This is a genomic window from Salipiger sp. ABF4_146, from assembly GCF_056161345.1.
The window spans coordinates 205,639-218,440 of sequence record NZ_JBSWYX010000005.1; the positions used below are offsets into that span (position 1 = coordinate 205,639).

At 63.2% G+C, this 12,802-nt stretch carries 11 protein-coding genes; 3 read left to right on the plus strand and 8 right to left on the minus strand.

The window, feature by feature from the left end:
* Position 1 precedes the first annotated feature (1 nt).
* Together ccoO and ccoN are read right to left on the minus strand one after the other, a co-directional pair.
* A complete protein-coding gene (gene ccoO, locus ACXAJT_RS09480; RefSeq protein ID WP_475234745.1) occupies positions 2–730 on the minus strand; it encodes a cytochrome-c oxidase, cbb3-type subunit II in 729 nt (242 codons plus the stop codon).
* Positions 731–742: 12 nt separating this feature from the next.
* A complete protein-coding gene (gene ccoN / locus ACXAJT_RS09485; RefSeq protein ID WP_475234747.1) occupies positions 743–2,356 on the minus strand; it encodes a cytochrome-c oxidase, cbb3-type subunit I in 1,614 nt (537 codons plus the stop codon).
* 202 nt (positions 2,357–2,558) lie between these two features.
* Here ccoN and ACXAJT_RS09490 point away from each other — a divergent pair, with 202 nt between their 5' ends.
* Positions 2,559–3,398 (plus strand): universal stress protein, encoded by an 840-nt coding sequence (locus ACXAJT_RS09490; RefSeq protein WP_475234748.1) that lies wholly within the window; start codon positions 2,559–2,561, stop codon positions 3,396–3,398.
* 117 nt (positions 3,399–3,515) lie between these two features.
* Here the strand turns inward: ACXAJT_RS09490 and ACXAJT_RS09495 are convergent, their stop codons facing one another.
* Complete coding sequence (locus ACXAJT_RS09495; protein WP_475234749.1) at positions 3,516–3,974, minus strand: MarR family winged helix-turn-helix transcriptional regulator; 459 nt, start codon at positions 3,972–3,974, stop codon at positions 3,516–3,518.
* 57 nt (positions 3,975–4,031) lie between these two features.
* Here ACXAJT_RS09495 and ACXAJT_RS09500 point away from each other — a divergent pair, with 57 nt between their 5' ends.
* The gene (locus ACXAJT_RS09500) at positions 4,032–4,385 is read left to right on the plus strand and encodes a DUF1428 domain-containing protein (protein ID WP_475234750.1); all 354 of its coding nucleotides are present in this window, start codon (positions 4,032–4,034) and stop codon (positions 4,383–4,385) included.
* 11 nt (positions 4,386–4,396) lie between these two features.
* On the opposite strand, the gene fnrL is transcribed toward ACXAJT_RS09500, so the two are convergent.
* Positions 4,397–5,143: a transcriptional regulator FnrL gene (fnrL, locus tag ACXAJT_RS09505; RefSeq protein WP_475234752.1), complete on the minus strand. Its 747-nt coding sequence runs from the start codon at positions 5,141–5,143 to the stop codon at positions 4,397–4,399.
* Positions 5,144–5,207: 64 nt separating this feature from the next.
* On the opposite strand from fnrL, the gene hemN reads away from it, so the two are divergent.
* Entirely contained in the window at positions 5,208–6,563 is a 1,356-nt protein-coding gene (gene hemN, locus ACXAJT_RS09510; protein ID WP_475234753.1) for an oxygen-independent coproporphyrinogen III oxidase, read from the plus strand.
* 230 nt (positions 6,564–6,793) lie between these two features.
* Here the strand turns inward: hemN and ACXAJT_RS09515 are convergent, their stop codons facing one another.
* From ACXAJT_RS09515 to ACXAJT_RS09530, 4 genes are read right to left on the minus strand one after another with little or no spacing between them, the layout of a single operon-like run.
* The gene (locus tag ACXAJT_RS09515) at positions 6,794–8,389 is read right to left on the minus strand and encodes an ABC transporter ATP-binding protein (protein ID WP_475234754.1); all 1,596 of its coding nucleotides are present in this window, start codon (positions 8,387–8,389) and stop codon (positions 6,794–6,796) included.
* Positions 8,386–9,591 carry an ABC transporter permease gene (locus ACXAJT_RS09520; protein ID WP_475234755.1) on the minus strand — a complete coding sequence of 402 codons (1,206 nt, stop codon included), beginning with the start codon at positions 9,589–9,591 and terminating at the stop codon, positions 8,386–8,388. The genes ACXAJT_RS09515 and ACXAJT_RS09520 overlap by 4 nt, the downstream gene beginning before the upstream one ends.
* Position 9,592: 1 nt before the next feature.
* Positions 9,593–10,705: a microcin C ABC transporter permease YejB gene (locus tag ACXAJT_RS09525; protein WP_475234756.1), complete on the minus strand. Its 1,113-nt coding sequence runs from the start codon at positions 10,703–10,705 to the stop codon at positions 9,593–9,595.
* 1 nt (position 10,706) lies between these two features.
* Positions 10,707–12,683, minus strand: coding sequence for an extracellular solute-binding protein (locus ACXAJT_RS09530; protein WP_475234757.1), 1,977 nt, complete (start codon positions 12,681–12,683; stop codon positions 10,707–10,709).
* Between the last annotated feature and the right edge of the window lie 119 nt (positions 12,684–12,802).

The window sequence follows — 12,802 nt, forward strand, 5'->3', positions numbered from 1 at the left end:
CTTACCGGCTTGCGTCGGGCGTGAAGGTCGAGAAATCGACCAGCGTGCCGAGCATTTGCAGATAGGCCACCAGCGCATCCATTTCCGAGATGCCCGGTTCGCCGTCAAAGTTGCGGATGTTCACCGTCTCGCCATAGCGCTCCATCAGCCCGTCGATATCGCCGAATGGGTCATGCTGTACGCGGAAGTCGGCGGAGGCGCTGGCGATCATCTCGTCGGAGTAGGGCACGCCGACCATGCGGTGGGTCGCCATCAGCTCACCCATGTGCTCGCCCTCGACCAGCCGGTGCGACAGGAAGCCGTACTTGGGCATCACCGATTCCGGCACCACCGATTGCGGGTCGGTCAGGTGATCCACGTGCCATTCATCAGAGTAGCGACCACCGACGCGGGCAAGGTCGGGCCCAGTCCGCTTCGAGCCCCATTGGAACGGGTGGTCGTACTGCGATTCCGCGGCGAGGCTGTAGTGGCCATAGCGTTCGACCTCATCGCGCATCGGGCGGATCATCTGGCTGTGGCAGACATAGCAGCCCTCGCGGATGTAGATGTCGCGCCCGGCCAGTTCCAGCGGGGTGTAGGGGCGCATGCCCTCTACGTCCTCGATGGTGTTTTCCAGATAGAACAGCGGCACGATCTGCACCAGCCCGCCGATGGTCACCACCAGAAAGGCGAAGATGGCCAGCAGGGTTACGTTCTTCTCAAGGATCCCGTGTTTGTCGAGAATGCTCATCTTCGGCCCTCCTTATTCGGCCGGAGTGGCATGCGCCGTGGCGGTCTCGGCTTCGACAGCCGGAGCCCGTTTCACGGTCATCCACAGGTTGTAGCACATGATGATTGCGCCGGAGATGTAGAGCAGGCCGCCAAGGGCACGCACCACGTACATCGGGAACTTGGCAGACACGGTGTCGGCGAAGCTGTTGACGAGGAAGCCATTGGCATCCACCTCGCGCCACATCAGGCCTTCCATGATGCCCGTGACCCACATCGACGCGGCGTAGAGCACGATGCCGATGGTGGCGAGCCAGAAGTGCCAGCTGACAAGGCTGAGGCTGTAGAGACGTTCACGGTTCCACAGTTTCGGCGTCAGGAAATAGAGCGCGCCGAAGGTGATCATGCCGTTCCAGCCCAGAGCGCCGGAGTGCACGTGGCCGATGGTCCAGTCGGTGTAGTGCGACAGCGAGTTCACCGCACGGATCGACATCATCGGGCCCTCGAAGGTCGACATGCCGTAAAAGCCGATGGAGATCACCAGCATGCGCATGATCGGGTCGGTGCGCAGCTTGTCCCAAGCCCCCGAGAGCGTCATCAGGCCGTTGATCATGCCGCCCCAGCTGGGCATCCACAGGATGATCGAGAACACCATGCCGAGGGTCGAGGCCCAGTCGGGCAGGGCGGTGTAATGCAGGTGGTGCGGCCCGGCCCAGATGTAGATGAAGATCAGCGCCCAGAAGTGCACGATCGACAGCTTATAGCTGAACACCGGGCGCTCGGCCTGCTTGGGCACGAAGTAGTACATCATCCCCAGGAAGCCGGCGGTCAGGAAAAAGCCCACGGCGTTGTGGCCGTACCACCATTGCGTCATCGCGTCCTGCACGCCCGAGAACACCTGCACCGATTTGGAGCCCCAGATCGACACGGGGATGCTCAGGTTGTTGACGATGTGCAGCATGGCGACGGTGATGATGAAGCTCAGGTAGAACCAGTTCGCCACGTAGATGTGCGGTTCTTTGCGCTTGATGATCGTGCCGACAAAAACCAGCAGATAGGCGACCCAGACAAGGGTCAGCAGCCAGTCGACGTACCATTCGGGTTCGGCGTATTCCTTCGACTGGGTGGCGCCGAGGATGTAACCGGTGGCCGCGAGCACGATGAACAGCTGGTAGCCCCAGAACACCCACCACGCGAGGTTGCCGCCCCAGAGGCGGGCTGCCGAGGTGCGCTGGACGACGTAGAACGATGTGCAGATCAGCGCGTTGCCGCCAAAGGCGAAAATCACCGCCGAGGTGTGCAGCGGCCGCAGCCGCCCGAAGTTCATATGGCCCTGCGCCCATTCGAAGTTGAGCGCCGGAAAGGCCAGCTGTGCGGCGATGAAGACACCTGCCGCAAAGCCGATTACGCCCCAGAAGGCGGTTGCAATCACGCCAGCGCGCACCACATCATCCATATAGCTCAGTTCCCGCACCTTGGCGGGCACCGGCTCGTCGGTATTGCGGAGGGTCCACAGGAACAGACCAGCCGCGATGAGGAAGATGGTCAGCGCATTGACCATGTAAGCCACGTCTCGTGCGTAGTTGGCGGCCACCAGCGCAAATACTGCGACGACCCCCAGCACGATGAGCTTGATATAATTCAGCATCGTTCGTCCCTTCGTCTGCTCGCACGATTCGTTGGCCGCGCGAGCGGTTTGACTGACGGGGTTGTGAAGTGAATGGCCCCGCCCAACCTTGATCTGCATCAAGGCTTTGGCTGCGAAGTCTTGCCTTAAGTCATTCTGAGAATTGCCTCTCAGGTTTAGAGTGCCGCCATCCGGCTCTCCGGACAATACCAAGGAGACGAACATGGGCTACAAAACGATACTTACGGTTGTAACGGATGAGGCGCTGCTGAATTCGACGATCGACCACGCGGCCGCGGTCGCGTCGTGCTGGGACGCCCATCTCGAAGTTCTGGCCTTTGGCGTGGATCGCACGCAGACCGGGTATTACTACGCCGGGGCCGATGCGATCATCCTGCAAGAAACGCTGGACCGGGCCTCGAAGGACGCGGCAAACCTTGCCAAAGCGGCACGCAAACGAATGAGCCAATTCGATATCCGCTGGTCGATCGAAGAGGGCGTGGCGCAACTGGCCGATATCGGACGCCATGTGGCCGGACGCGCGCGCTTTGCCGATATGGTGGTGCTGCCGAAACCCTACGGCAAGGAACGCGGGGTGGAACTCGAGCCGATCGTCGAAGGCGGGCTTTTTGAAGGGCAGGCACCGGTTCTGGTGGTGCCGCAGGCTGCCGATCCGTCGAGCAAGCCCAAGCGCGTCGTGCTGGGCTGGAACGAAAGCGCCGAGGCGCTGCGCTCGGTGCGGGCGGCGATGCCGATCCTGCAGTCGGCGGACACCGTGCATGTGGTGGTCATCGATCCGCCGCAACATGGTCCGAACCGGTCGGACCCGGGCGGCATGCTGTCGCAATATCTGTCGCGCCACGGCGTGACCGCCGAGATCGATGTGCTGACCAAGACCATGCCGCGCATCTCGGACATCCTGAACCGCCACGTGCAGGACGTGGATGCCGATATGGTGGTGATGGGCGCTTATGGCCATTCCCGCTTCCGCGAGGCGATCCTCGGAGGCGCCACACGCAACATGCTGGAACTGGCTGAGGTCCCGGTCTTCCTCGCGCATTGAGGCCAAGGAGAAGAGGCTTCTGCGTAAGGGATCGGAAGGGCGGCTCTGCCGCCGGAGAGCGGGTCTGGGAGGGCCCGCTCTTCTTTTTTTCGGTGCCGCCACGTGGCCGGCGCGGGCTCAGACCTCGCCGAGAGTCATCAGGGCCGCCTTGAGTGCGTCGAGATCGAGATCGCCAAGCGCGGCGTCGATGGCGTTATGCTCCTGCCGCCAGAGCGGCAACGCGCGGGCGAGCAGCGCATGGCCCCCATCGCTCAGCCGCAGCAGCTTATTGCGCTTGTCGCCGGTCGCCACGTCGAACACCACCAGTCCGCGCCGCTCCAGCACCTTCAGTGCCGCGGTGAGGGTGGTGCGGTCCATGGCGAGGAAAGGGGCGAGGTCGGAAATACGGGGCGGCTCGGGCCGGTTCAGCGACATCAGGATCGAGAATTGCCCGTTGGTCAGCCCGACCGGCTTCAGGGCCGCGTCGAACCGCCGCCCCAGTGCACGCGCCGCGCGTTGCGTGCGGAAGCACAGGCAGCGGTCACGCACCTCCAGCGTCTCGGAGATCGGCAGCTTGTGGCTCATCGTTTCGTTCATGTTGATATCAACTCAATTATGCGCCTACGATCAAAAGACGCAACAAAGAGGTGTCTTATGACGTATGTTTCCGGCTTTCTCACGCCTGTGCCGCAGGGAAACAAGGCGGCCTATGTGGAAAGTGCCCGCAAGGCATGGACGCTTTTCAAGGAGTATGGTGCCACCGAAATGCGTGAGTGCTGGGAGGATGATGTGCCGGACGGCGAGCACACGTCGTTTCCAATGGCGGTAAAGCGCGAGGCGGGCGAGGCGGTGGTGTTCAGCTGGATGCTCTGGCCCGACAAGGACACCGCCGACCGTTGCTTTGCATCCTTCGAGACGGATGAGCGCTGGCAGGAGATGATGTCCATGGCGTTCGATGGCAAGCGGATGATGTGGGGCGGTTTCACGCCGGTTTTCGAAGGGACCTAAGGTTGTGGCGGTCAGGCGAAGACGCCGCCGTCCGCGTCGTCTCCGGCCTCTTCCAGCAGGCGCCCCATATCAGGGATCGTTACGTGGCGCTTGCCCTGCAGTTCGATCACGCCTTCCTTCTTCAGAGCCGAGATCTGGCGGCTCACCGTTTCCAGTGTCAGGCCAAGGTAGTCGGCCATCGCCTCGCGGGTGAGCGGCAGATCGAAGGTCAGCCGGTCGCCCACGTCACGCATGTTGATCGAGGCGTCACGGCGGGCGATGATCGATAGCAGCGAGGCGATCTTCTCGCGCGCGGTTTTGCGGCCCAGCACCAGCATCCACTCACGCGCGGCGTCAAGCTCGTCGAGCGTCATCTCCAACAGGCGCTGTGCGATGTGCGGCGTGCGGGTCATCATCTCTTCGAACGGGGTCTTGCGGAAGCAGCACATCACCAGATCGGTGGTGGCAACCACATCATAGGCAGCGCTGCCGCGCCCCGGACGTCCGACAAAGTCCGACGGCAGCAAAAGGCCGACCATCTGCGTGCGCCCATCTTCCATGGTCTGGGTGAGCGTGGCGATGCCCGACACAACCGAGCCGACAAATTCCATCCGGTCGCCGGACCAGATCACCGTCTGCCCGGCCTCGAACTTCCGGTAGTATTTGATCTCTTCCAGCCGTTCGAGCTCGTCCGTCTCGCATCGCGCGCAGACCGCGCGATGGCGAATCGGACAGTCGTTGCAGTCCGGAGAAACCGAGAGGCTCTTTTCGTTCAGCATTGCACTTCCAAATCTTGATCTGCGTCAAAGTCTTGTCGCGGAAATTTTTTGTAAGCGTACGCGTATGATTACGCGAACACAACTCTCCCGACTCGGCCTCTTCGACGCCAAGGTGCCCCGTTACACCAGCTATCCGACGGCCCCGCATTTTTCGGGGGATGTGACGCCGGACCGATTTGCCGAGTGGATCGGAAGCGTGCCGGAAAATGGCACGATCTCGCTCTACCTGCACGTGCCTTTCTGTCGCAGGCTCTGTTGGTTCTGCGCCTGCCGCACGCAGGGCACGGCCACGCTCGGCCCAGTGGAAAGCTACGTTGAAACGCTGAAGGCGGAGCTCGACCTGCTCAAACGGCAGCTGCCGCGGGGCGTGAAACTTTCGCGCCTGCACTGGGGCGGAGGAACGCCGACGCTGCTGACCCCGGACTTGATGAAGGCGCTGATCGACAAGGTCGCCGACGTGGCCGACTTCGCGCCCAATGCCGAGTTCTCGGTCGAGATCGACCCCAATGAGATCGATGGCGCGCGGCTCGATGTTCTGGCGGCGGGCGGGATGAACCGCGCGTCGATCGGCGTGCAGGATTTCGATGCAGAGATCCAGAAGACCATCGGGCGTGAGCAGGGTTATGACGTGACGCGCAAGGCGATCGAGATGATCCGCGCGCGTGGGATCGCCAGCCTGAACGCCGACATCCTGTACGGTCTGCCGCACCAGTCGAAGGCGCGGATCACCGAGTCGGTGCAGAAGCTTCTGTCGCTCGGCCCCGACCGGGTGGCGCTTTATGGCTATGCGCATGTGCCGTGGATGGCCAAGCGCCAGCAGATGATCCCCTCGGATGCGCTGCCGACCCCGGGCGAGCGGCTGGACCTTTTCGAAACGGCGCGCCAGCTTTTTGCCTGGGATGGCTACGACGAGATCGGCATCGATCATTTCGCCGTGCCCGACGACGGGCTCGCCATCGCGCGAAAGACCGGCAAGCTGCGGCGCAATTTCCAAGGCTATACCGACGACACCTCCGAGGTGCTGATCGGGGTCGGGGCCTCGTCGATCTCGCGCTTTCCGCAGGGCTTTGCGCAGAATGCGCCCGCCACGTCGACACATGTCTCGGCGATCCGCGAGGGGCGGTTCTCGACCGCGCGCGGGCATACCTTCCGGGGTGAGGACAAGCTGCGCTCGCGGATGATCGAGATGCTTATGTGCGAGTTCCGCATCCGCTCGGAGGAGCTGATCCGCAACTACGGCGCCAGCGAGGCGATGCTTGACGAGATGTACCGCGACGCCAACGCGCGCTTCGACGGGCTGCTCGAGATCACTGAGGACGGGCTCTTTATCCCCGCCGATGCCCGGCCGCTGACACGCTTGGTGGCGCGCAGCTTCGATGCCTATGAGCTGTCGAAGGCGGGACACAGTTCGGCGATCTGAGTTCGCGCAGAGGGCCGCCGAGCCCGGAATCAAGGCGAAGCCGTCGGTCGAGCCGTCGTTCATCAGTGTGCCATCGGTTCAAGCCCGATGGACGACGCCGTTCCGTCGGGCTGGCGCTTTTCAACATCGCGAAAAGGGATGAGGTCGTCCGGGTTTGGCTGGGATAAAGCGTGGACCTCTTGGGTCGCTGCGCCAGCCCATGGGCAGGCGCTCGCCCGGCTCACGTAGCGCTATCCTGCCAGTTCGAAGGCGGCGTTGAACAGCTTTTGCGTGTACTCGGTCTTCGGCGCGGTGAAGATCTCTTGCGCGTCGCCCATTTCCACCACGTCGCCCTGCTTCATCACGATCACCTTGTGGCTCATCGCGCGCACCACCTTCAGGTCGTGGCTAATGAACAGGTAGGCGAGATCATACTTGCGCTGCAGCTCGCGCAGCAGTTCGACGATCTGCACCTGCACCGTCATGTCCAGCGCCGAGGTCGGCTCATCCAGCACCACCAGCTTGGGTCGCAGCACCATGGCACGGGCAATGGCGATGCGCTGGCGCTGGCCGCCCGAGAACTCATGCGGGTAGCGGTGCATGGTGGCCGGGTCGAGCCCCACTTCGGTCATGATCGCCGCCACCACCTCTTGTGCGGGCCGCCCGTCAGGCGAGCCGTGCACGCCCAAGCCTTCGGCGATGATCTGCTCGCAGGTCATGCGCGGGCTGAGTGAGCCGAAGGGGTCCTGAAAGACGATCTGCATCTCCGAGCGCAGCTTGCGCAGTTGGCGGGTTGAAAGATCGCGCACGTCGCGTCCGTCGAAGGTGATGCCGCCCTGCGACTGAATGAGCCGCATGATCGCCAGCGCCAGCGTCGTCTTGCCCGACCCCGACTCGCCGACGATGCCAACTGTCTCGCCAGCGCGCACCGCGAAAGAGGCATCGTTGACCGCCTTCACGTGGCCGACCGTCTTTTTCAGGAAACCCTTCTGGATCGGAAACCAGATTTTCAGGTTCTCGGCCCGCGCCACCTCTTTGGAACCAGTCTCGACCGGCCGAGGGGTGCCGGTGCTTTCGGCGGAAATCAGTTTCAGCGTATAAGGGTGCTGCGGATTGGCAAAAAGCTCGGCGGTGCGGCCGTGCTCGACAATCTCGCCATCCTTCATCACACAGACTTGGTCGGCGAATTTGCGTACGATGTTGAGGTCATGGGTGATGAACAAAAGGCTCATCTGCTCGGCTTGCTTGAGGTCGGCCAGCAGTTCGAGGATCTGCGCCTGAATGGTCACGTCAAGCGCCGTGGTCGGCTCGTCGGCGATCAGCAGATCGGGACCGTTGGCCAGCGCCATGGCGATCATCACGCGCTGCCGCTGCCCGCCCGAAAGCTGGTGCGGATAGGCCGAAAGGCGGCTTTCAGGGTCGCGGATACCGACCTTGTTGAGCAGATCGAGAATGCGCGCACGCGCCTTGTCGCCGGTCAGCCCCTGATGCAGCGCGAGGCTCTCACCTAGCTGCTTTTCCAGCGTGTGCAGCGGGTTGAGCGAGGTCATCGGCTCTTGGAAGATGAAGCTGATGTCGTTGCCGCGCACCCTCAGCAGGCGCTTGGGGTCGGCGCCGATCATCTCGTCGCCGTTATAGCGCACCGAGCCCTCGACCTGCGCCGCGTCGCCCAGCAGAGAGACGGTCGAGAGAGCGGTGACCGACTTGCCCGAGCCTGACTCGCCCACCAGCGCCACGGTCTCGCCGCGCGGGATGTCGAAGCTCACGCCTTTGACCGCAAGGTTGCGCTTGCCGTCCTGCGTGAAGCTCACCTTCAGATCGCGGACCTCGAGGATGTTGTCGCTCATGAGAAGGTCTTTCTAGGATCGAACGCGTCGCGCACGCCTTCAAAGATGAAGACCAGCAGCGACAGCATCAGGGCAAACACGGTGAAGGCGGTAAACGCGAGCCACGGCGCCTGCAGGTTCTGCTTGGCCTGCAGCGTCAACTCGCCCAGTGAGGGCGCCGAGGAGGGCAGGCCGAAGCCGAGGAAGTCGAGGCCGGCGAGCGTGCTGATCGTGCCAGTGACGATGAACGGCAGCATGGTCAGCGTGGCCACCATCGCGTTGGGCAGCATGTGGCGGAACATGATCGTCCAGTTGCTGACGCCGAGTGCCTTTGCGGCGCGCACGTACTCAAGGTTGCGGGCGCGCAGGAACTCGGCCCGCACCACGCCCACCAGCGCGGTCCAGCCAAACAGCACCGTAAGGAACACCAGCAGCCAGAAACTTCGGCCCAGAATGGCGAAGAGGATGATGATCACGTAAAGCGATGGCGTTGCCGACCATATCTCGATCAGCCGCTGGAAGATGAGATCGAGCCAGCCGCCAAAGAAGCCCTGCAGCGCCCCTGCGATGACCCCGATGATTGATGACACCACCGTGACCACCAGCGTGAACAGGATCGACAGGCGGAAGCCATAGATCACCCGCGCCAGCACGTCGCGCTTGGTGTCGTCGGTGCCCAGCAGGTTCTGCCCGTTCGGGGGCAGGGGGGCGGCGCCGGGACGGTCGACAGGGGTGTTGAACGTGTAGGGGATCGGCGGCCAGATGCTCCAGCCCTTGGCGAAGTCCCCCTCGGGCGTTCCGCCCGCGTCCACCGTCTCGATCAGCCCTTCGGGATCGTCGAAACAGGTCTCCAGCCCGCCGGTGCGAATGAGGCACTGCACCTCGGGGTCGCGATAGGCGGCCTCGGTACGGAAGTCGCCGCCGAAAGCGGTCTCGGGATAGAAGTTGAAGATCGGCATCCGAAGCTCGCCGCGGTAGCTGACGAGGATCGGCTTGTCGTTGGCGATGAACTCGGCAAACAGCGACAAGCCGAACAGCACGATGAAGATCCACAGCGACCAGAAGGCGCGGCGGTTGCGCTTGAAGTTGCGCCAGCGCCGCTGGTTCAGTGGCGACAGGGCAAAGCGGCCGGGCTTTGGCTGCGGCGCCACCGGCGCGGCCGGTTCCGGCTGCGGGCGGATGCCATTTGCGTCAGGCAGGCGGGGATCGGGCTCAAAGCTCATCTCAGCCCTCCCGCTTTTCGAAGTCGATACGCGGATCGACCAGAACGTACATCATGTCCGAGATGATCCCGACGACGAGGCCGATGAGGCCGAAGATGAACAGGGTGCCAAAGATCACCGGGTAGTCGCGTGCCACCGCCGCCTCGAAGCCAAGCCGCCCCAGACCGTCGAGCGAGAAGATTGTCTCGATGATCAGCGAGCCCGAGAAGAAGACGCCGATGAACACCGCCGGGAAGCCCGCGATGACGATCAGCATGGCGTTGCGGAAGACGTGGCCGTAGAGCACCCGGCCCTCGGTCAGACCCTTGGCGCGGGCGGTCATCACGTAATGCTTCTTGATCTCGTCGAGGAAGGAGTTCTTGGTCAGCAGCGTCAGCGTGGCGAAGGCCGAGATCGTCGAAGCGATCACCGGCAGCGCGATGTGCCAGAAGTAGTCGGCGATCTTCATCGGCCAGCTCAGCGTCTCCCAGTTGTCCGAGGTCAGCCCGCGCAGCGGGAAAATCTGCCAGAACGATCCGCCGGCGAACAGCACCAGCAGCAGGACCGCGAACAGGAAGCCGGGAATGGCATAGGCGACGATGATCACGCCGGAGGTCCATGTGTCGAACGACGAGCCATCCTTCACCGCCTTGCGGATGCCAAGCGGGATCGAGACGATATAGGCGATGATCGTCGACCACAGGCCAAGCGAGATCGACACCGGCATCTTCTCCAGCACCAGATCGATCACCGAGATCGAGCGGAAGTAGCTCTCGCCGAAGTCGAGCCGCATGTAATTCCACATCATGTCGAAGAACCGCTGCAGCGGCGGCTTGTCGAAGCCGAACTCCCGCTCGAGGCTCTCGATGAATTCCGGCGGCAGGCCGCGCGCGCCGACATATTTCTCGGAGCCGCCGCCGCCCATGCCGGCGCCCATGTCGTTCATGCCGGTGTCTGGCGCGCCGCCATTGCCGCCCGAGAAACCGCCGAAGACGTCTCCCTGACCCTCGATCTGGGCGATGATCTGTTCGATCGGCCCGCCCGGCACGAATTGCACGAGCGCGAAGTTGATGATCATGATCCCCAGCAGCGTGGGGATGATGAGCAGCAGTCTGCGAAGGATGTAGGCGCCCATATCAGTTCAGCACGCCGGCCTCTTTAAGGGCCTGTTCCTTGTCGGGGTCGACCCACCACAGGCTGAGGTAGCCCAGATCATAGGGCGGGATGGTCTCGGGGTGTTCGTACATGTCGTAATAGGCGACCCAGTAGTCTGCGATGTAGCCGTCGGGCACGATGAAAAACTCGTAGCGCAGCGCGCGGTCGAGCGCCATCAGCGCCACGTCGGTCTCTTCTTGAGTGTCCGCTTCGAAGCTGGCGGCGATGATCGCGTCGACCAGCGGGCTGGCGAGCCCGGCGGGGTTGAACAGCGAGAACTCGGCCTCGCGCGAGCCATACATCTGGCTCAACCCGCCGCCGGTGGACAGGAAGGCGCCATAGCGGCTCGAGTAGATCATGTCGTAGTCGCGCTCGCGCTGGCGCAGTGTGTACTGCGACGGGTCGACTTTCTCGTAGCTGGCGTTGACGCCGATGGCGCGCAGGTTCTGCACGTAGGTCTCGTGCATCGCCTCAACCGAACTTTCGATGTTCGACGGGATGATCATCGCCAGCTCCAGCGTCTCGCCGGCCTCGTTGCGCGCGATGCCATCCTCGCCCACGGTCCAGCCTGCATCCTGCAGCAGGCGGGTGGCTTCGCGGCGGGTGCGGCGGCTGATCAGGTCTCCGGCCTCGCTTTCGTGCATGGTCCAGACGTCGGCGCTCAGCAGATCGTCGGGCACCACGTCCCCCAGAGACTCCAAGAACTCCAGCTCGGCACCTTCGGGCGTGCCCTTGGCCTCCACCGGGGTGCCTTCGACGAAAGAGCTGCGCGGGCTGTAAAGCCCATAGCGCAGGCTCTCGTTGCTCCATTCGAAGTTGAAGGCGAGCGCGATGGCCTCACGCACGCGCTTGTCCTGCAGCTGCGGCTGGCCAAGGTTGAACACGAAGCCAGTGGGGTTGGGCGGACTGCCGTCGGCGATTTCCTCTTTCTTCACCGTGCCTTGCTGGATGCGGGGGAAGTCGTAGGAGGTCGCCCAGAGCCGCGGGTCGCTTTCCACGCGGAAGGTGTATTCCCCGGCCTTGAACGCTTCGAAAGAGGCGGTCTGGTCAGCGAAATACTCAACGCGGATGGTGCCGTAGTTGTGCCGCCCGCGGTTGAACGGAATATCCTTGCCCCAGTAGTCGTCGCGCAGCTTGTAGACGATGCGGCGGTTCACCTCGTAGCTGTCGAGCTGGTAGGGGCCCGAGCCGACCGCCACTTCCATGCGCGGCTCGTCGAGGCGCCGGGTCTCGGGGTCTTCCTCGAACCACGCCTTCTTGAACACCGGAGTGGCGCCCACGGTCTCGATCCGCGAACGTTTGGTCAGTTCGGTGTTGAAGGTGAATTTCACCGTGCGCTCGTCGAGTGCTTCGGCGCCGGTGACCATCTCGCCAACGGCCTGCGCGTAGGACGGCAGGCCCTGAGTGATGAAGAGTTTGTGCGAATAGACCACGTCCTCGCCAGTGACCGGCGTGCCGTCCCAGAAGGTCGCCTCGGGACGAATGTGGAAGATCACCCAAGATTTGTCCTCAGGATACTCGAGGCTTTCGGCCAAGACGCCATAGTACTGGCCCACCGAATCCTCGGCGCTCTCGATCAGGCTGTCGTACTGCAGCGTGGTCAGCGCGCCGGCGCGGCCCTTGCGCGAATAGGGGTTCATGCTGTCGAACGTGCCCGAGGCCCCCAGCACGATCTCGCCGCCCTTGGGGGCGTCTGGGTTGGCAAACTCGAAATGGTCGAAATCGGCCGGGTAATCGAGATTGCCGAAATAGGAATAGCCGTGGGAGGTGATGATCTGCTGCTCGGCGGCGGCGCTGCTGGCGGTGGCCTCGGTCGGCTCAGGGCTGGCCTCCTGCGCCCAGCCCGAATGAGAGGCAAGCGCGATCCCCAGCGCGGTGAGCGCGCCGAGAAGGGGGCGGAAGGCGGTCGAATCGAGGCTGCGGGTGGCGGCCGCGGCAGGGCGCGTCGTCCGGATCATGTGGTTTCCCCTGTGCTGTGCGGCATGCGATCTGCCACTTGATCTAAGCTAAGGGTCTGGTGTGACCACATTCAAGCCGAACTTGCTGGAGATTGCGTGAGCGCCCGCGATTTCGTCGC

Bases quoted from the DNA above. Each gene is read 5' to 3' on its own strand.
- ccoO (WP_475234745.1), bottom strand. From the start codon at position 730: ATGAGCATTCTCGACAAACACGGGATCCTTGAGAAGAACGTAACCCTG.
- ccoN (WP_475234747.1), bottom strand. From the start codon at position 2,356: ATGCTGAATTATATCAAGCTCATCGTGCTGGGGGTCGTCGCAGTATTT.
- ACXAJT_RS09490 (WP_475234748.1), top strand. From the start codon at position 2,559: ATGGGCTACAAAACGATACTTACGGTTGTAACGGATGAGGCGCTGCTG.
- ACXAJT_RS09495 (WP_475234749.1), bottom strand. From the start codon at position 3,974: ATGAACGAAACGATGAGCCACAAGCTGCCGATCTCCGAGACGCTGGAG.
- ACXAJT_RS09500 (WP_475234750.1), top strand. From the start codon at position 4,032: ATGACGTATGTTTCCGGCTTTCTCACGCCTGTGCCGCAGGGAAACAAG.
- fnrL (WP_475234752.1), bottom strand. From the start codon at position 5,143: ATGCTGAACGAAAAGAGCCTCTCGGTTTCTCCGGACTGCAACGACTGT.
- hemN (WP_475234753.1), top strand. From the start codon at position 5,208: ATGATTACGCGAACACAACTCTCCCGACTCGGCCTCTTCGACGCCAAG.
- ACXAJT_RS09515 (WP_475234754.1), bottom strand. From the start codon at position 8,389: ATGAGCGACAACATCCTCGAGGTCCGCGATCTGAAGGTGAGCTTCACG.
- ACXAJT_RS09520 (WP_475234755.1), bottom strand. From the start codon at position 9,591: ATGAGCTTTGAGCCCGATCCCCGCCTGCCTGACGCAAATGGCATCCGC.
- ACXAJT_RS09525 (WP_475234756.1), bottom strand. From the start codon at position 10,705: ATGGGCGCCTACATCCTTCGCAGACTGCTGCTCATCATCCCCACGCTG.
- ACXAJT_RS09530 (WP_475234757.1), bottom strand. From the start codon at position 12,683: ATGATCCGGACGACGCGCCCTGCCGCGGCCGCCACCCGCAGCCTCGAT.